The 16,608-nt window shown below is 51.1% G+C and carries 21 protein-coding genes; 12 read left to right on the top strand and 9 right to left on the bottom strand.

Annotated elements, in window-relative coordinates; translation table 11 throughout:
• Positions 1 to 10: 10 nt before the first annotated feature.
• A complete protein-coding gene (gene hypF, locus HG1285_RS11935) occupies positions 11 to 2,248 on the bottom strand; it encodes a carbamoyltransferase HypF (RefSeq protein ID WP_008286897.1) in 2,238 nt (745 codons plus the stop codon).
• On the bottom strand, positions 2,226 to 2,591 hold the full coding sequence (hypA, locus tag HG1285_RS11930) for a hydrogenase maturation nickel metallochaperone HypA (protein ID WP_032496462.1): 366 nt from the start codon (positions 2,589 to 2,591) through the stop codon (positions 2,226 to 2,228). Before hypA ends, hypF begins: the two co-directional genes overlap by 23 nt.
• Before the next feature lie 64 nt (positions 2,592 to 2,655).
• Here hypA and HG1285_RS11925 point away from each other — a divergent pair, with 64 nt between their 5' ends.
• Positions 2,656 to 3,315, top strand: a complete 660-nt coding sequence (locus tag HG1285_RS11925) for a class I SAM-dependent methyltransferase (RefSeq protein ID WP_008286899.1) — start codon at positions 2,656 to 2,658, stop codon at positions 3,313 to 3,315.
• On the opposite strand, the gene pheS is transcribed toward HG1285_RS11925, so the two are convergent.
• Complete coding sequence (pheS, locus tag HG1285_RS11920; RefSeq protein WP_008286900.1) at positions 3,302 to 4,312, bottom strand: phenylalanine--tRNA ligase subunit alpha; 1,011 nt, start codon at positions 4,310 to 4,312, stop codon at positions 3,302 to 3,304. The genes HG1285_RS11925 and pheS overlap by 14 nt on opposite strands.
• Positions 4,312 to 4,659 carry a 50S ribosomal protein L20 gene (gene rplT / locus HG1285_RS11915; protein WP_008286901.1) on the bottom strand — a complete coding sequence of 116 codons (348 nt, stop codon included), beginning with the start codon at positions 4,657 to 4,659 and terminating at the stop codon, positions 4,312 to 4,314. The genes pheS and rplT overlap by 1 nt, the downstream gene beginning before the upstream one ends.
• 61 nt (positions 4,660 to 4,720) lie before the next feature.
• Here rplT and HG1285_RS11910 point away from each other — a divergent pair, with 61 nt between their 5' ends.
• The 8 genes from HG1285_RS11910 (at position 4,721) to HG1285_RS11875 (ending at position 11,270) form a co-directional block, all read left to right on the top strand.
• A complete protein-coding gene (locus tag HG1285_RS11910) occupies positions 4,721 to 5,254 on the top strand; it encodes a Uma2 family endonuclease (RefSeq protein ID WP_008286902.1) in 534 nt (177 codons plus the stop codon).
• 11 nt (positions 5,255 to 5,265) lie between these two features.
• Complete coding sequence (locus HG1285_RS11905) at positions 5,266 to 6,591, top strand: glutamate-5-semialdehyde dehydrogenase (protein ID WP_008286903.1); 1,326 nt, start codon at positions 5,266 to 5,268, stop codon at positions 6,589 to 6,591.
• Positions 6,591 to 7,787, top strand: coding sequence for an RNA polymerase sigma factor RpoN (locus HG1285_RS11900; protein WP_008286904.1), 1,197 nt, complete (start codon positions 6,591 to 6,593; stop codon positions 7,785 to 7,787). Before HG1285_RS11905 ends, HG1285_RS11900 begins: the two co-directional genes overlap by 1 nt.
• 186 nt (positions 7,788 to 7,973) lie before the next feature.
• Positions 7,974 to 8,198, top strand: coding sequence for a hypothetical protein (locus tag HG1285_RS11895; RefSeq protein ID WP_008286905.1), 225 nt, complete (start codon positions 7,974 to 7,976; stop codon positions 8,196 to 8,198).
• 12 nt (positions 8,199 to 8,210) lie between these two features.
• A complete protein-coding gene (locus HG1285_RS11890; RefSeq protein ID WP_008286906.1) occupies positions 8,211 to 9,275 on the top strand; it encodes a Xaa-Pro peptidase family protein in 1,065 nt (354 codons plus the stop codon).
• 44 nt (positions 9,276 to 9,319) lie between these two features.
• Positions 9,320 to 9,922, top strand: coding sequence for a sulfite oxidase-like oxidoreductase (locus tag HG1285_RS11885; RefSeq protein ID WP_008286907.1), 603 nt, complete (start codon positions 9,320 to 9,322; stop codon positions 9,920 to 9,922).
• Positions 9,923 to 9,934: 12 nt separating this feature from the next.
• Entirely contained in the window at positions 9,935 to 10,537 is a 603-nt protein-coding gene (gene tmk / locus HG1285_RS11880; protein ID WP_008286908.1) for a dTMP kinase, read from the top strand.
• A 271-nt stretch (positions 10,538 to 10,808) separates the two neighbouring features.
• Positions 10,809 to 11,270, top strand: coding sequence for a YbhB/YbcL family Raf kinase inhibitor-like protein (locus HG1285_RS11875; protein WP_032496500.1), 462 nt, complete (start codon positions 10,809 to 10,811; stop codon positions 11,268 to 11,270).
• On the opposite strand, the gene HG1285_RS11870 is transcribed toward HG1285_RS11875, so the two are convergent.
• Genes HG1285_RS11870 through HG1285_RS11855 form a run of 4 tightly spaced genes read right to left on the bottom strand, consistent with a single transcriptional unit; the run spans position 11,241 to position 13,468 of the window.
• Positions 11,241 to 11,684 (bottom strand): TlpA disulfide reductase family protein, encoded by a 444-nt coding sequence (locus HG1285_RS11870; protein WP_008286911.1) that lies wholly within the window; start codon positions 11,682 to 11,684, stop codon positions 11,241 to 11,243. The two genes, HG1285_RS11875 and HG1285_RS11870, sit on opposite strands and share 30 nt — an antisense overlap.
• Positions 11,684 to 12,115: a copper chaperone PCu(A)C gene (locus HG1285_RS11865; protein WP_008286912.1), complete on the bottom strand. Its 432-nt coding sequence runs from the start codon at positions 12,113 to 12,115 to the stop codon at positions 11,684 to 11,686. Before HG1285_RS11865 ends, HG1285_RS11870 begins: the two co-directional genes overlap by 1 nt.
• A gap of 10 nt (positions 12,116 to 12,125) precedes the next feature.
• Positions 12,126 to 12,710 carry an SCO family protein gene (locus HG1285_RS11860; protein ID WP_008286913.1) on the bottom strand — a complete coding sequence of 195 codons (585 nt, stop codon included), beginning with the start codon at positions 12,708 to 12,710 and terminating at the stop codon, positions 12,126 to 12,128.
• Positions 12,707 to 13,468 (bottom strand): MBL fold metallo-hydrolase, encoded by a 762-nt coding sequence (locus tag HG1285_RS11855; RefSeq protein WP_008286914.1) that lies wholly within the window; start codon positions 13,466 to 13,468, stop codon positions 12,707 to 12,709. Before HG1285_RS11855 ends, HG1285_RS11860 begins: the two co-directional genes overlap by 4 nt.
• Before the next feature lie 85 nt (positions 13,469 to 13,553).
• Between HG1285_RS11855 and HG1285_RS11850 the strand changes: the two genes are divergently transcribed.
• Genes HG1285_RS11850 through HG1285_RS11840 form a run of 3 tightly spaced genes read left to right on the top strand, consistent with a single transcriptional unit; the run spans position 13,554 to position 15,756 of the window.
• The gene (locus HG1285_RS11850) at positions 13,554 to 14,717 is read left to right on the top strand and encodes a cell division protein FtsA (protein WP_008286915.1); all 1,164 of its coding nucleotides are present in this window, start codon (positions 13,554 to 13,556) and stop codon (positions 14,715 to 14,717) included.
• The gene (locus HG1285_RS11845) at positions 14,714 to 15,112 is read left to right on the top strand and encodes a hypothetical protein (RefSeq protein ID WP_008286917.1); all 399 of its coding nucleotides are present in this window, start codon (positions 14,714 to 14,716) and stop codon (positions 15,110 to 15,112) included. Before HG1285_RS11850 ends, HG1285_RS11845 begins: the two co-directional genes overlap by 4 nt.
• Positions 15,109 to 15,756 carry a class I SAM-dependent methyltransferase gene (locus tag HG1285_RS11840; protein ID WP_008286919.1) on the top strand — a complete coding sequence of 216 codons (648 nt, stop codon included), beginning with the start codon at positions 15,109 to 15,111 and terminating at the stop codon, positions 15,754 to 15,756. Before HG1285_RS11845 ends, HG1285_RS11840 begins: the two co-directional genes overlap by 4 nt.
• Here the strand turns inward: HG1285_RS11840 and HG1285_RS11835 are convergent.
• Positions 15,737 to 16,594 carry an alpha/beta hydrolase gene (locus HG1285_RS11835; RefSeq protein ID WP_008286920.1) on the bottom strand — a complete coding sequence of 286 codons (858 nt, stop codon included), beginning with the start codon at positions 16,592 to 16,594 and terminating at the stop codon, positions 15,737 to 15,739. The genes HG1285_RS11840 and HG1285_RS11835 overlap by 20 nt on opposite strands.
• Positions 16,595 to 16,608 lie beyond the last annotated feature (14 nt).

The following is a 16,608-nucleotide window of genomic DNA, read 5'->3' on the forward strand; positions in this document are numbered from 1 at the left end:
AAATATATCCTCATAGCTCAAGAGCGCAAAGGAGCTGCCCCAGAGAGATACCCCCGTCGTTGGGAGGAACCCTCCCGTGGGTGTAAACCTCAAAGCCTTCTTCTGTTAGGAGCTCCTTCACCTTCATGGTCAGGGGGTCGTTCTGGAATACCCCTCCCGAGAGGCACACCTTCTCAAATCCAGCTTCCTTAGCAACCACCAAAGCTACCCTTGCAAGGGTGTTTATGAAGCGAGAGCAGGCGAGAGTGGGATCTTCCTCTCTGAGTAGGGCTTCCACCGTGGGTCTCCAGTCAACCACACCCTCTCCCAGCTCAAAGGGATATGTGTCTCTTATCATAGGGTCATACATATCCTCAACGAGCATCGCAGCCTGCCCCTCGTAGTTTATAACCTGCCTAATCCCCAGGAGGGAGGCGACGGCGTCAAAGAGCCTTCCCGCGGAAGAGGAAAGGGGAGAGTTTATCCCCTTCTCCCAGGTTCTGTACAGGTTTTCCAGCTCCCTCTCCGAGAAGCCAAAATTTCTCTCCAAAGCCACGCCGAAGGCGTCCTTTCCGAGAACTTCAAAGAGCAAGGAAAGGGCAACCCTCCTCGGCTCCCTGACAGCTCTCTCACCGCCTATCAATTTGAAAGGTTTGAAGTGAAAGAACCTCTTGTACCCACCGTAGTCCGAGATCAGGAACTCCCCTCCCCAGAGTGTCCCGTCCTCTCCGTATCCCGTCCCGTCCCAGGCTATACCGAGAACCTTTCCTGTGATTCCGTTCTCGGCCATGCAGGAGAGAACGTGAGCGTGGTGGTGCTGGACCTTCAGCAGAGGGATACCCCTCTCTTTCGTAAACTCCTCAGCCCAACGTGTGGTTTCGTATCTGGGATGCATATCGCAAACCACCACCTCAGGCTCAAAGTCATAGAGGGACATAAGGTCGTGGACAGCCTCCTCAAAGACATCCAGGGTGCTCAGGTTTTCCACATCACCTACATGCTGGCTGAGGAAGGCGGTCTCCCCCATACCGAGGGCGAAGGTGTTCTTGAGCATGCCACCGACCGCAAGAACTTTCTTCGGTAGCTTCACGGGCAGCTCTATGGGCATGGGGGCGTAACCACGTGAACGCCTTATTGGTGTTGGTACTCCTCCTATAACCTTTACCACCGAGTCGTCGCACCTTCTCTTTATCTCTCTGTTGTGGAGTAGGATAAGATCGGCGAACGCCGATAGCCTCTCAAGGGCTTCCTCGTTGTCCTTGACTATCGGCTCGTCGGAGAGGTTCCCCGAGGTGGCGACAACTGGAAATTCAAGCTCTCGTAAGATTATGTGATGTAATGGAGAGTAAGGTAGAAATGCACCCACTCTTTTCAGTCCTGGCGCCACTGAAGGTGCGAGCTCCCTTTTTTTCTCAATCAGAACTATGGGTCTTTCAGGAGAAAGAAGGAGTGCCTTCTCAAGTTCAGTGGGAGAGGCGTACTCCTCCACCTGGGATAGATCTCTGAACATTACCGCAAAGGGCTTCTCCTGCCTCCTCTTCCTCTCTCTCAGCAGCCTGACGCTCTCCTCGTTCGTAGCATCGCACACCAGATGAAAGCCCCCTATACCCTTCAGGGCAACTATCTTTCCCTCCCTTATGCCGTCCAGAAGAACTCTGATAGCTTCTTCCCTCTCTGCGATCAATTCTCCCTCGCTTGAGTGCAGACTAACCCAGGGTCCACATACGGGGCAGGCGTTGGGCTGGGCGTGGAACCTCCTGTCAAGGGAGTTTTCATACTCCTTCTCACACTCGGGGCACATCCTGAAGACCTTCATCGTGGTGTTCGGTCTGTCGTAGGGGAGTCTCTTGATTATGGTGAACCTCGGTCCGCAATTGGTGCAGTTTATGAAGGGGTACATGTACCTCCTGTCCTTTGGGTCAAAGAGCTCCCTCAGACACTCATCGCAGGTCGCTATGTCGGGAAGAACGAAGACCTCCTTCTCTCCCCTCTCCTCGCTCTCCCTTATCTCAAAGTCCTCGTATCCCTTTGGGGGAAGTTCTGTAATCTCCTGGGAGAAGAGATGGGCGAGGGGCGGCTTCTTTTCGTGGAGGAGCCTCAGAAAAGGTATGAGGTCCTTTTCGTTTCCCTCTACCTCTATAAGGACTCCGCGGGAGTCGTTTATAACGAAGCCTGAAATCCTCAGCTCCTTCGCGAGTCTGTAAACGAAAGGTCTGAAACCGACACCCTGAACCGCACCCTTCAGTTCAACCCTCAGCCTTTTCCTCATCGCACTCCATCTCAAGGCTCTTCAGATACATATCCTCCCCTCCCGTTATCTCCGTATTCAGAGAGCCGCACCCGGGACACACAGCGCTGAGCTCCTCCTTAGAAAACTCCCCACCGCAATCCTGGCAAACGAGTCTCAGAGGTTCTATCTCCATAACGAGCTCCGCATCTTGGGCTACCGTTCCCTCTTTGAAGGTATTGAAGGCGATCTCCAACAGATGGGGCTCTATTCCCGAGAGGACGCCGATCTGAACCACTACCTTTGTGACCGCGTGAGCCCCGCTCTCCTCAGCGTACTGCTCCACGAGACCGAGGAGGCTCTGGACCACAGAGAACTCGTGCATAACTCAAAAGATAGTTTTTAGTGAATGGTCTTTCAATAAAACTTTTAAAGTAAAATCTATCCCTGTGAGATACGAGAGCGTCGCCAACATATTCTCCCAGATAAGCAAGGTTTACGACAGGTTTCTATCTACGGCAACGGCGGGTCAGGTTCACTCCTGGCAGAAGGAGCTCATATCCAGGATGAACCCCTTTGGAAACTGGCTTGATGTCGGAACGGGAACCGGGGAAGTCCTCAAGAAGCTTGGAGACAGATACGAAGGTCTGAGGGTGGGTATAGACCCTGCCTTCGGTATGCTCAGGGTTGCCAAGGAGAAGTGTCCGGACTGCTTCTTCCTCCAGGCCCTGGGGGAGGAGCTACCTTTCAAAAATAAAAGTTTCAAGAACATATCCCTCTCACTAGTCTTCAGACATCTCCAGGATAAGAAGAGGTTCATAGAGGAAGCCAAAAGGGTCCTTGAAGAGGGCGGGAAGGTCGGGATAATAGACATAGGGAGGTTCAGGGGGACTCCCGTCCTGCTCTTTCTCATGAGGACTATTCTGAAGCCCGTAGGGCTCCTTCTGTTCGGAAGAGAAAAGTGGGACTTCTTCATACACTCAGTTGAGGAGAGCTATAGCCTTGAAGAAGTGAGGGGAATGTTTGAGGGAAAGGGTTTCCGTCTTGAGTATTCGAACCGAAGGTTCTTGGGGGTGGTACAGGTAGCGGTCTTTGTTAAAACTGCCTGATGAACCTTATGTCGTTCTCGTAGAAGAGCTTTATGTTGTCTATTCCGAAGAGGAGCATCGCGAGCCTCTCCACACCCATACCGAAGGCAAAGCCTTGGTAGAGGTCTGTATCTATACCGCAGGACTCCAGAACGTTCGGGTGAACCATCCCACAGCCCATAACCTCAAGCCAGCCCGTCTCCTTGCAGACCCTGCAACCTTCCTGAGAGCATATGACGCACCCTATATCCACCTCAGCCGAGGGCTCGGTGAAGGGGAAGTAGGAGGTCCTGAACCTCACGGGGAGGTCGGTCTGGAAGAACTCCCTGAGGAACTCCTCTATAACGTACTTCATATGCCTGAAGTTGGCGTATTCGTTTACCACGAGACCCTCAACCTGGTGGAACATGGGGGAGTGGGTGGGGTCGTCGTCCCTTCTGTAAACCTTCCCCGGGGCTATCATCTGTATGGGAGGTTTTTGTTTTAGCATAGTCCTTATCTGGACGGGCGAGGTGTGGGTCCTGAGCAAATATCCGGGCTTGTTTACGTAGAAGGTATCCTGCATATCCCTCGCGGGATGGTCTTTAGGAATGTTCAGCTTGTCAAAGTTGTACTCTTCAAGCTCAACCTCCGGTCCCTCCTCAACGGTAAAGCCCATGCCCCTGAATATGTTCACTATCCTCTCAAGGGTTACGGTTATCGGGTGGAGGCTCCCGACCGCTCCTCTGACCGGGACGGTGAGGTCTATCCACTCTCTGAACAGTTTCTCCTCAAGCTCCCTCTTCTTTAGCTCCTCTTCCCTTTTCTTCAGGCGCTCCTCTATCAGCTCCTTTATCTCGTTTACCTTCCTCCCGTACTCCTTCCTCTCCTCCGGAGGTATCTCCTTTATTCTCTTGAGGGCAGAGCTAACGAGTCCCTTTTTGCCGAGATACTTGGAGCGAACGCTCTGGAGCTCCTGAAGGTCCTTTACGGATTCTATATCTCTTAGGGCTTCTTCCTTTATCTCCTCTAAGTTCATTACAGGGCGGACTTTGCCTTCTCAACCACCTGGGCGAACCCTTCCGGGTCTCTCACGGCCATATCGGCGAGTATCTTTCTGTCGAGCTCTATCCCTGCCTTCTTGAGACCGTTTATGAACCTGCTGTAAGAGAGTCCATAAGGCCGAACAGCCGCGTTAATCCTCGCTATCCAGAGCCTCCTGAACTCCCTCTTACGTTGCTTCCTGTCCCTGTACTCGTAGTAGAGGGCACGCATTACAGCCTCTTTTGCCCTCCTGTAAGAGGTGTGGCGCATTCCCCTGTATCCCTTCGCCAGCTTGAGTATCTTCTTCTTGCGTTTCCTTGAAGAGGGTCCCTTGACTCTCATTCCTTCCTTCCTCCTTGGATTGAAAAAGGTATTTTAGCACAGAAGGATATAATTTAAACCTATGAACCTCACAAAGAAGTACCCTCCTAGCTACACCTACGAAGATTACAGGCTCTGGGAAGGGGACTGGGAGCTAATAGAGGGAGTCCCCTACGCTATGGCTCCTTCTCCCTTTGGAAAGCATCAGAAAATCGCTGGTGAGCTCATATATCAGCTGAGGGAACAGCTTGAAAACTGCCCGCAGAGATGCTTCGTCTACCCCGAGCTGGACTGGATAGTGAGCGAGGATACGGTTGTAAGACCCGACATCATGGTGGTCTGCAAAGAGGTAGAGGAGTATCTGAGGGAGACCCCCGAGCTTGTGGTGGAGGTCGTCTCCCCCAGCACAGTCCAGAAGGACGAGAAGCTCAAGTTTGAGCTCTACGAGAGGGAAGGGGTGAAGACCTACGTTCTCGTATATCCTGACCTAAAGAAGGTGAGGGCGTTCAGGCTTCTAAGGAGCAGGTACAGGAAGTTCTTCGACTCGGACGAGGGAAGCCTTGAGCTTAAAATAAAAGACTGCACTTTAAAGATCGATGTCGGAAGACTCTGGTAGGAGGAAAGATGATGTCTGCTGTTTCGGAGGAGCTGAGGTCTTACGCTGAGGAGAAGGTAGAGAGGGCGAGGAGCGTTCTGAGGGAGCTCATGTCCCTTAGAACTGAGGTGAAGAACAGAACGCTCCTGAGGGCTGCCGAGCTCCTGGACGCGAAGAGGGATCTCATAAGGGAAGAGAACGAGAAGGACATAGAGTTTGCGAAGGATATAGGTTTAAAGCCTGCGGTAATAGACAGGCTCGTCCTGAATGACAAGCGCATAGACGGGATGATAAAGGTTCTAAAGGACGTCGCCTCACTGCCAGACCCGGTGGGTGAGGTGATAAAGATGTGGAACCTCCCCAACGGGCTGAAGGTCGGGAGGATGAGGGTTCCCCTCGGGGTCGTCTTCATAGTCTATGAGTCAAGACCCAACGTTACTGTAGAGGCGGCGTCCCTCTGTATGAAGTCCTCAAACGCTGTGATCCTGAGAGGCGGTAAAGAGGCGGTAAACTCCAACAGGGTTCTCGTGGAGATACTCAAGGAGGCTTCCCGTGAGGAGGGCTTCCCCGAGGAGGCGATCCAGTTCATAGAGAAAACGGAGAGGGAGCTCGTCTGGGAGTTCCTGAAGATGGAGGGAAAGGTTGATGTAGCCATACCCAGAGGTGGTGAGAGCCTCATAAGAGCTGTTGCCGAGCATGCAAAAGTCCCCGTGATAAAGCACTACAAAGGGGTCTGCAACATATACGTGGACGACAGGGCTGACCTTGAAAAAGCCTACGATATAGTCTTCAACGCAAAGGTTCAGAGACCTTCGGTATGTAACGCGGTGGAGAACCTCGTGATAAATAGAAGGATACTTAAGGAGTTCTTCCCCAAAATGGCTTACTACCTTGGCAAGGCTGGGGTGGAGCTCAGATGCGATCAGGAGAGCCTTGAGATAGTGAAGAGCGACCCTAAGCTATCTTTTGTTAAGGTGTCTCTCGCCACGGAGGAGGACTACTACGAGGAGTTCCTTGATCTCATACTCGCGGTCAAGGTGGTGGAGGACATAGATGAGGCAATAGCATTCATAGAGAAGTACGGCTCCAAACACTCGGACGCGATAATCACTGAGGATTACAGCCGGGCTATGAAGTTCCTGAGGGAAGTTGATTCGGCAGCGGTATACGTGAACGCCTCCACAAGGTTTACAGATGGAAACGAGTTCGGCCTCGGGGCGGAGATGGGTATATCCACAGACAAGATACATGCGCGAGGTCCCATGGCTTTAGAAGAGCTAACCATTCCGAAGTTCATAATCCTTGGAGAGGGACAGATCAGAGACAACTTCGGAGTTCCGGAAGAGTTTAAAGGGTGATGCTCAGACACGAACTACAGCTGAGGCTGAAGGTAAACCTCAACCTCCTTTTAAAGAACCAGGTAGAGATCCTGCTACACCCAGTTCAGGAGCTTGAGCAACTTCTTAAAGAGGAAAAAGAATCCAACCCCTTCATAGAGGAGGTTTACGTATCGGGTAGAGTACACACCTTTTATGAGGAGAAGAGGCTTCCCGAACCAACCCTGAAGATCCACCCCCTTGAGGCTTTACAAAGGAACGTAAAGGCTGAGCTTGAAGGTCTTGACCTGGACATAGCTCAGGAGCTTATATCCCAGACAGATGAGAAAGGGTTCTTCAGAGGCGACCAGACCGCCATAGCACTCAAGTACGGAGTTTCCAAAGAGTACGTTGAAGACATAAGAGAGTTCGTTATGAGGCTTGATCCCTTGGGGGTGTGTTCAAAGGATCTGAAGGAGTTCGTAAGGCTTCAGATAGAGGAGCTTTACCCTGAAGAGCCCGAACTTGTAGAAGAGTTTGAAAAAGCTCTCAGGGGAGAGAACATCTCCGAGGACAGCAGGCTCAAGCTGAGTCACGTTAGGCTCTCGCCTCTGGAGGAGGAAATTTCAGTTCCCAGGGTGGCTAAGGTGGATGCGGTCATAGAGCTGGACGATGGAGAGTTGGTTGGGTACGTTTACGAAGAGCTCATAGAGGTAAGACCGAGTCGCTCTTACATGGAGATGATGTCAAAGGTCAAGGGTGAGGCAAGGGAGTTCCTGAAGGAGTATCTGGAAAGGTACGAGAACTTTAAGAAGATACTCGCTATAAGGAGGGATAACCTGAAGAAGATACTCAACGAGATAATAGAAGTTCAGGCTGACTTTCTCAAGGGAGAGGGAAACTTAAAGAGTCTTCTGGTTAAAGACGTTGCCTACAAGCTGGGTGTGAGCGAGTCCACCGTAAGCAGGTTGATAAGCTCAAAGTACGTCAAGACGCCTCAGGGAACTTATCCCTTCAGGTTCTTCTTCGTTAGGGAAACGGCAGGCGGTATATCACAGGAAGAGCTCATGAAGGAGATCAAGGAAGTAGTAGCACGGGAAGACAAGGGCAAGCCTCTTAGCGACGATGAGATAGCCAAGATACTGCAAAGCAAAGGTTACAACGTTGCGAGGAGAACGGTCGCCAAGTATAGGGAACTCTTAGGAATACCCTCCTCCAGAAGGAGGAGGGTGAAGTAGACTTTCCCTTTTTACATTACAGAGCGAGAGTTTTCCAAAGGATTAAACAACCCATAGCTTGCGTGTGAAGATACCGCGAAGGGTTCAAAGACCTTTAGATATTTCTTTTGTGAAGTGAGAAAATACGCTCATAACCCTTTACAGAACAGACCGACAGAGAGTATATTCAAGAAAGAGGAGAGGTAGATGGAAGTGCTACTGAAGATAAACCTTGAGTATTATGAGATAAGGGAGTACCCGGATGCAGGGACTATACTTATGTTCAAAAGAGGTATGGATGGAGAACCTGACTACGCGGTGGAGGGTGAAGGCTTCGTGATGGAATTCAAGGACGGCATGGTTTACACAATTGACATATATATGAACCTGATATTGCCAAGAAGTTTAAAGATAGATACCTCCTTTCAGTAAAATGAGTAACCCATGAAGCTAAAAGAAGTCCAAGCGCTGATAGAGAAAGAGGGTCTTGACGCCTTTATGTTCAGCTCTCAGGCGAATGTCTTTTACCTATCCAGGTTCAGGTCAACCCACGCTTACGCGGTGATAACTCCAGAGTCAAAATACCTTCTGACCGATGGTCGTTATTACGATAGGGCAAAGGAGGAACTCAAGGACTGGGAGGTTTTTCTCTTAAAGGGTAAAGCCCTGCGCCAACTCAAGAAGTTCTTGAGAGAAAAGGAGCTTGCAAGGGTAGGATACGAGAGCGACAGGGTCAGCTGTGATCTCAGAAAGCGTCTGAGGAGCACCAGGATAAAGTGGAAAGGATACTCCAATTTTCTTAAAGAGGTCAGGGCTATAAAAACCAAGGAAGAGATAAACATCATGAAGGAAGGCGTCAAGAAGAGCGACGCCATATACAGAGAACTTCTCAACTTCGTCAGACCTGGAATGACCGAACTTGAGGTCAGAGGGTTTATAGTGAACAAGATATTTGAATTGGAAGCTGAGGGTGAGAGCTTCCCGGCGATAGTTGCCTCCGGTGAAGGCAGCGCAATACCCCACTGGGAGACCTCACGCAGGAAGATAAAACCCAACGCTCCCGTCCTTATAGACATGGGTCTCGTCTGGAAGGGATACTGTACGGACTTCACGAGGACTTTCTATCTGGGTACTCCCGACAGGGAGTTTGTGAAGGTCTATAACATAGTCAGAGATGCTCACCTCTTCGCCCTTGAAAAGGTGATGGCAGGAAACAAGCTGGGAGAGGTGGACAGGGCAGCAAGGGACTACATAAAGAAGAAACGTTACGGGAAGTTCTTCACCCATACCACGGGACACGGTGTAGGAGTTGAGATCCACGAACATCCGAGGGTTTACTACAAGGGGGAGGATGCGGACATAACCATAGAGGAGGGAATGGTCTTCACCATAGAGCCGGGTATATACCTGCCGGGTAAGTTCGGCGTGAGGTTAGAAAATATAGTGGCTGTAGTGGGAGGTAGAGGAGAGTCCCTTTCAGATGTTGACCTTGAACTGGTGAAGGTTTAATCTCCGTCATAGAAAGCTGGCTTCCGGGAGTTTAAACTTCAGGCATGGATAAGAAGAAGGTGATAAGCCCTATAAACCTGAGGGAGGACAGACTGCCTCCCGGTCAGCACTGGATAAACTACCCGATAGTCTACGACATAGTTGAGAGGCTACCACGCATAGATATGGACAGGTACAGGTTCAAGGTATGGGGCGAGGTTGAAAACCCTCTGGAGCTTACCTACGAAGAGGTTCTGAAACTACCTTCGGTGGAGCTCATAGCGGACTTTCACTGCGTTACGCGCTGGAGCGTTAAGGAGGTTCAGTGGGAAGGCGTCCCTACCTCAGAGATAACAAAGCTCGTAAACCCCAAGCCAGAAGCGAAATACGTCTTTGTATACTGCCTTGAAGGCTACACGACCAACCTGCCCCTTGAGTACTTCGCAAAGGAGGATTCAATAATAGCCTACAAGATGTTCGGTGAGACGATACCCCAGGAACACGGATACCCGCTGAGGCTCGTAGTCCCCCAACTCTATGCGTGGAAGAGCGCCAAGTACGTCTGGGGAATTGAGTTCAGGAGGGAAGACAAGCCCGGCTACTGGGAGGAGAGAGGCTATCACATGGTAGGCGAGCCCTGGAAGGAGCAGAGGTACTGGGGAGATTGATATAATCCCCTTATGCTCATAACCTTTGAGGGAATAGACGGAAGCGGCAAAACCACCCAGTCAAAGAAGCTCTACGAGTTTCTAAGAGAGAAAGGGCTTGATGTCTCCCTTTACAGAGAGCCCGGGGGCACGCCCCTGGGAGAGGAGCTCAGGGATATCCTCATAAACAAGGAACTGAACGAGCGCACCGAGCTTCTGCTCTTTGAGGGCGCACGCACGCAGCTTGTTCTTGAGAGGCTCAAACCGGACATGGAGAGGGGAATGGTCGTCATCCTTGACAGATTCACGGACTCAACCTTAGCCTATCAGGGCTACGGTAGGGGTTTAGACCTTGAGTTCGTGAAGAAGTTGAACGAATTTGCCTCCTTTGGCATAAAGCCTGACATAACCTTCCTCCTTGATATAGAGCCCGAAACCGCCGTAGGTAGGATCAGAGAAAAGAGCAGGTTTGACAACGTTGACTTCCTGAAGAAAGTGAGGGAAGGGTTTCTGGAGATCGCAAGGAAAGAGTCCGAAAGGGTAGTAGTCCTGGACACGCACAGGGGTGAAGAGGAAGTGTTCGGGGATATAAAGGAAACACTATCAGTAAGATTTCCGGAGAAATTTGATTTTTAGAAAGGCTCGCCCGGGCGGGCGAGCAAAAACTCTTGGGGAGGGAGGGGGAGGGAGTTTATCACTCCCAGCCTCTTTCTCACCTATCTTGAGCTGTATATGAATATACCAACATTAAAACATTTTGTCAAGTAGTTTTAAAACCCCTGAAAATAAAGGACTATGGAAAGGTATCAGGTGTTATCATATCTTTAGATAAGGAGAGGGAGAGATGTTAGCCTTCATTCTCCCCGCGCTTTTAGCTACCACAACGGCCGTACTGGGAGGAGAGAGAATGAAGTTAGAGAGCACAGCCTTCAAAGAGGGGGAGGTCATTCCAAGCAAGTACACCTGCGAGGGCATAGACGTTTCACCGCCGCTCGTCTGGTCTGGCAGCCCTCAGGATACCAAGAGCTTCGTCCTTATAGTGGACGACCCTGACGCGCCCATAGGAACCTTTACCCACTGGGTTGTTTACGACATACCCGCGAACGTGGGCGGTTTTGCAGAAGACCTCCCAAAGGTTAAGGAGATAGAGGGGATAAAGCAGGGTATAAACGACTTTGGGTACGTGGGTTATGGAGGACCGTGCCCTCCAAAGGGGCACGGTTATCACAGATACTTCTTCCGCATATACGCGGTAGACCTTGAGAACCTTGGGCTGCCTTCGGGTGCTTCAAGACGTCAGGTAGAGGAGAGGATGAAGGGACACATCCTCGGAGAAGCTTCACTCATGGGAAGATACAAGAGAGATTAAGTCTGGCGGCAGCTTGGGGTAGTTTTCAACCACCCTGCCCTCTTCGTCAAGGATTATGGTGGAGGGTAAAAATATGAGGGTTACTTCGTCCGCAAACCTTCCCTTTGGGTCTGCGAGGACGGGGTAGCTGGGCTTTATGTTGTTTTCCCTGAAAACCTCCTTAACGTCCTCCACGTCCATCATAACCGCCACCGACACGAGGGGGACGTCCATCTTGGGGGCAAGTTCCGAAAGTCTCTTCAGGTCTTCAACGTGACCTATACACGTACCAGACCACACGTAAACCACGAACTTTTTACCCTCATACCTTGAAAGCCTAAAGTCCCTACCCTCCATATCCTTGAGAACGAGATCATGGACACCGCCGCCTCCACAGGACACAAGGAAGAAGATCAAAAGGAGAAGGGATCTCATCAATGGTGCATCTTCATGTGCATACTTCTGACCGGTGCGTTTACAACCACCTCTCCGCTCTTCTTAAAGATTAGGGTCAGCTTCACCTTTTCGCCAGCCCTGAGGGGCTTCTTCAGGTCTATGAGCATTACGTGCTTTCCCATAGGTTTGAATTCAACGCTTCCTCCCGCGGGAACCTTAACCTCCTTAAGCATTCTCATCTTCATCATTCCGTCTTCCATTATCGTGGTGTGTATCTCAGCTACCTTTGACACGTTGCTCTTAACACCCACGAGGTAGTCGTCCTCGTCACCCGTGTTCAGGAGCTTGAAGAAGGCAGCACTCATGGTGGAGACGGGAGGAACCTCTCTGACCCAAGCGTCCTTGACTATTATGTGCGGCTGGGCGAAGGATAGACCTGCCAAGAAGAGTGTAAGTATAAGAAGTCTCATGTGTACCTCCTTACAGGAACTTCTCTATGTCCTCTGCCATAAGCTCAGGCTTCTGTCTCGTAGAAGGGTAAAGGAGCTTCAGGTTACCCTCCGGGTCTATTAGGTATATATAGGCTGTGTGGTCAACTAGATAGCCCGTCTTTGACTCAGACTCAACCTTCTTGTAGAAAGCCATGTAGTCCTTAGCGACCTTCTTAATCTCCTCGGGGGAACCGGTGACCCCTATGAAGGTGGGATAGAAGTACTCGGTGTACTTCTGGGCTTTTTCGGGAGTATCTCTCTCCGGGTCAACGCTTATGAAGATCACCTGAACCTTTTCCCTTTTCTCCTCAGGTATGAGGTTCATAGTTTTCGCGAGAACCTGCAGAGCTGCAGGGCAGACGTCGGGGCAGTGGGTATAACCGAAGAAGAGCAATACCACCTTCCCCTTGAAGTCGGAAAGGCAGACCTTTTTTTCCTTACCATCCTTCCAACCCGTCAGACAGAACTCCTTGGCGGGCTTATCGTAAAGTGTGCCGTGAAACTCCTCCTTCTTTTCACAGGCAACGCTGAAGAGCATTACAAAGATAGTGAATACTAACCCGAGAGCTCTCATCCTGGTAAAGTATAATCCTTTTCTGAAAGCAGGTCAACACCGCACTCAAGGTTCTCTACCCACTCTATAAACCTGTTCACGAGCTCTTTGCCCCTGAACATAGCCCCGTGCTGCGGTGCAACTATGTCTATATCAAGTCCCCGCACCATATCAGCCCAAAACTTCATGACCTTGCCAGAAGCCATGTACCTCCTGTGAAAACCTTCCATATACTTCAGGTGGGCGTCAAAGTCCTCAACGAAGACGTAGTCCTGTCCCAGAGAAGCCCCGAGGTCTCCGGAGAAGAGTATTTTGGAACAAGGGTCGTAAACCTGGAAGTTACCCGGAGAGTGCATGAAGTGGGCGGGGATGATCAGGAGCTCACAGTCTCCACCGAGCTTGAGCTTCATTCCGCCATCGTCTATGGGTATGAGCCTGTTCTCCAGCTTGGAGTCCAGCCCGAAGTGGGGCAGGAAGCGTGTCCAGAGCTTTGATATCAAAGCTTGAGCCTCTGTGGTCATGAGCCAGTAGTTCACGCTCGCGACTATGTCCGGGTCTTGATGGGAAAGGAATATGTACCTGACCTGCTGGGGAGGTATAAGAACAGACATGTCCGCGAACAGCTTTGACTGAACCTTGTGCCCTCCTGGATCAAGGAGAACCGCCTCGTCATTGTGCACTATGAGGAACTGGTTAGCCTGAACGGCGCTTGCTGGTGTGAGCTCCTCAAAGAGGAATACCCTGTGTCCATCGGATTCAAAGAGTTTAATTCCGGCCATATCGTCGCCCCCAATATGATTTCAATCATACTGACCCTTATTCTAACACACCCTTCGTGGTGGATTTAGAATATTTCGGAGGGAGATGATATATACGGGTATAGACGGTGATAAATGGGTCAGCGTGGACTTTTCTCTCCTTAAGAGAACCTGGAGCGTAACCGAGAGGAGGGGTAAGAAGGTAGTTGCGGTTCCGTCCACGCTCAGTTTTGTTAAGGTTGATTCCACAGAGATAAAAGACCCTTACGACCTGAAAAGGGCTCTCGGGATTGAGGTAGAGGAGAAGTTCGGTGAGGTGCTGTGGGACGTTAAGCTTCGGGGAGATAAGTACTGCCTCGCCCTTATAAGGGACTTCACTCCTCCGGAGGACGCCTTCTCCCTTGAGCCGGAGGTCTTTTCCCTCGCGAGGGTTTGCAGGGTTCTGTCTTTAGAAGAGTGCTACGTCCTTGACCTCGGCAGGAGGAAGACCACCCTCGTTAGGGTCTCTGAGGGGGAGCTCAGGTCTTACAGGGTGTCAATGAAGGGAGGGGACTACATAACCAAGTTCCTGTCCGAGAAGGTGGGCGTGGGTATGGAGGAAGCTGAGAGGATAAAGGTATCTGAGGGACTAAAGAACAAGTATGTGGAGGAAGCCTTCGGGAACATACTGAGTTCCCTGGGTAGGGACGTGAGGGATAACCTCGTTCTCCTTAGCGGTGGCGGGAGCAAAATAGTCGAAATAGAACGCTTCTTTGATAAGGTCGTAAGGAATGAGCGCGTGTCTCCAGAGCTGAATACAGCCTTCGGTGCAGCCTTGAAGTTCGTTTACGAGGACTGCTCTCCAGACTTCCGGGAGGAGGAGCTCTCGGACAGAGAGCTTAAAAGGGTTGCCCTGCTTCTGGGAGCTTCCTTCATACTCTTCTTAGCCTCAAACTTTTCCCTCGGATTTCTTGAGAAGAGGGTGGTTAGGGAGGTCAGAGAGGCTGAGAGGAAGGCGTTCAAGGAAGTATTCCCCGAGTTGCCTGCGGTGGCTGTCAGAGACCAGGTCAAGAGCATGCTTGCAGGGGGTAGTTACGAACTGACCAACGACCTCCTGAAGCTGGCGGACAGGCTAAAGGAAGGTATAGAAATATACAGGATTGAGTTCAGCAACGGCAGACTTAAAGTGGTGGGCAGCACCGCAAAGGAAGAGATCGCGTCTGAAATAGGGGCTAAATCGGTTAAGAAAACGCCCGAGGGAACTTACGAGTTTGAGGTTGAGATAGAATGAGGAGGTATCTGAGTCGGAGGCTCGTCTACATACTGTTTACAGGACTTACCGTGCTGCACCTCGGCTACACGCTACCCACTGTGGGTAAGGTGAGAGACAGGGTAGCCTCCGAGTACTTCAAACACAAGGAGTTCCTCCTAAACCTGAAGTTGGTTAAGGGCAAAGAAAAGTCCGTTCCGACTGAGAGCGACCTCAGAGAGTTTCTGCGAAATATGGGTATAGAACCGGAGTCTCTTTACAGCTCGGATACGGGCGTGGAGGTGAAGTTTGAGCTCAGCTGGAAGAGGCTACCCGAGCTCGTGAAGAGGGTTGAGAGGAGATACAGGATAGTGAGCTTCTCCGCGGTGGATAACACGGGGAAGGGACTCTTCAAGGTTAGGATGGTTGTAGAATGACACCCTTTGACTCACTCGCTCTCAAGTACGACCTCTGGTACGAGAAGCCCTTCGGCAGGTCAGCCTTTGAGCTGGAAGTTAAGTGCCTGAAGGAGCTCGCCGGTGAGCTTGGCAGCGCCCTTGAGGTTGGCGTTGGGACGGGTAGGTTTGCCGAGGCGCTCGGTGTGGAGTTCGGTCTTGACCCCTCCTACGAGATGTTAAAACTTGCGAGGGACAGGGGGATCAAGTGCGTCCAGGGGGCTGGAGAGAGCCTGCCCTTCAGAAACGAGGTCTTTGACCTCGTCCTAATAGTTGTATCTATATGCTTCGTTGACAACCCTGCAGAGGTTCTGGAGGAGTGCAGGCGGGTCTTAAAGAGAGGGGGAACCCTCCTTCTGGGATTGATAGTCAGGGAGAGCAGGTGGGCGGACTTCTACATAAAGAAGGCAAGAGAGGGGCACCCTATATACAGACACGCCACCTTCTACTCTCTCAGGGATATAGAGGTTCTCCTTGAGAGTAAAGGGTTCAGAATTGAGAGGATGCTGAGCACCCTACTGGAGGAGCCACAGGACGAAGAGCCTGTCTCAAAGAGGGACATCCTTGAGGGTTTTGAACCTCTGGCAGGATTCACCTGCATAAAGGCTACTTTAGAACTTCGCTGAAGAACTCAACCGCTATAGCGCTCAGGTCTTCGGCTGCGAGGTCTCTGAAGAAGTGCCCTGCATAGTCTACGACTTCCACCCTGACGTTATCTCTGCCCTTTATGTATGGCTCCAAAAACTCGGGCAGGTTCTTGACCCTCGTGTCCTCTCCTCCCCACACTATAAGGACGGGCACATCTATCCTCTGGAGGTATCTTCCTATGTTCCTGTCTATGCCGTAGTAGGTGTACAGAGTCCTCGCGCTCACCTTTGCCTTCTGGCAGTAAAAGAAGTTCGTCTCAAGTAGGGTCTTCCCTTTGCCTTCCTTGACTAGCTTTTCAGCCCTTTTCAAGAGAGGGTGTTCCCTAACAGTCCCCTTCGCGGGAGCCACCCCGAGAAGTCCGACAACTGAACTATCACCCTTAAGCTCTGCCGCCACATGTATGACCTGCTGACCTCCCATAGAATGCCCGGCGAGGATTATCTTTTTTACGCCTTTGGACTTCAACCACCCGACCCACTCCTTTATCTCTCTCACGTTCAGTTCGTATTCGTGGTCAAGGGGGTAGGAACAGTCGTAGGGTTCTCTCCTGTCGTTCACCCCGAGGGTGAGAGTCGGGGAGAGGACGGGGTAGCCTTCAGATACCCAGAACTCCCTCTGCTGGGATATGGGCTCCCTCATCCTGTGGGTCTGGAAGAGCCCGTGGAGCCAGAGGACGGCAACCTCTGGTTTCACACCTTCAGGAACTACCCACTCGGCGTTCGCCTTCAGCTTTCTACCCTCGTAATCTATGGTGATGGAGACAGCCTCAGCCCAGACCGAAGAAAAAACTATCAACAACGTTATAAGGAAGAACATGACACCCACCTCCT

The organism is Hydrogenivirga sp. 128-5-R1-1 (assembly GCF_000171895.1).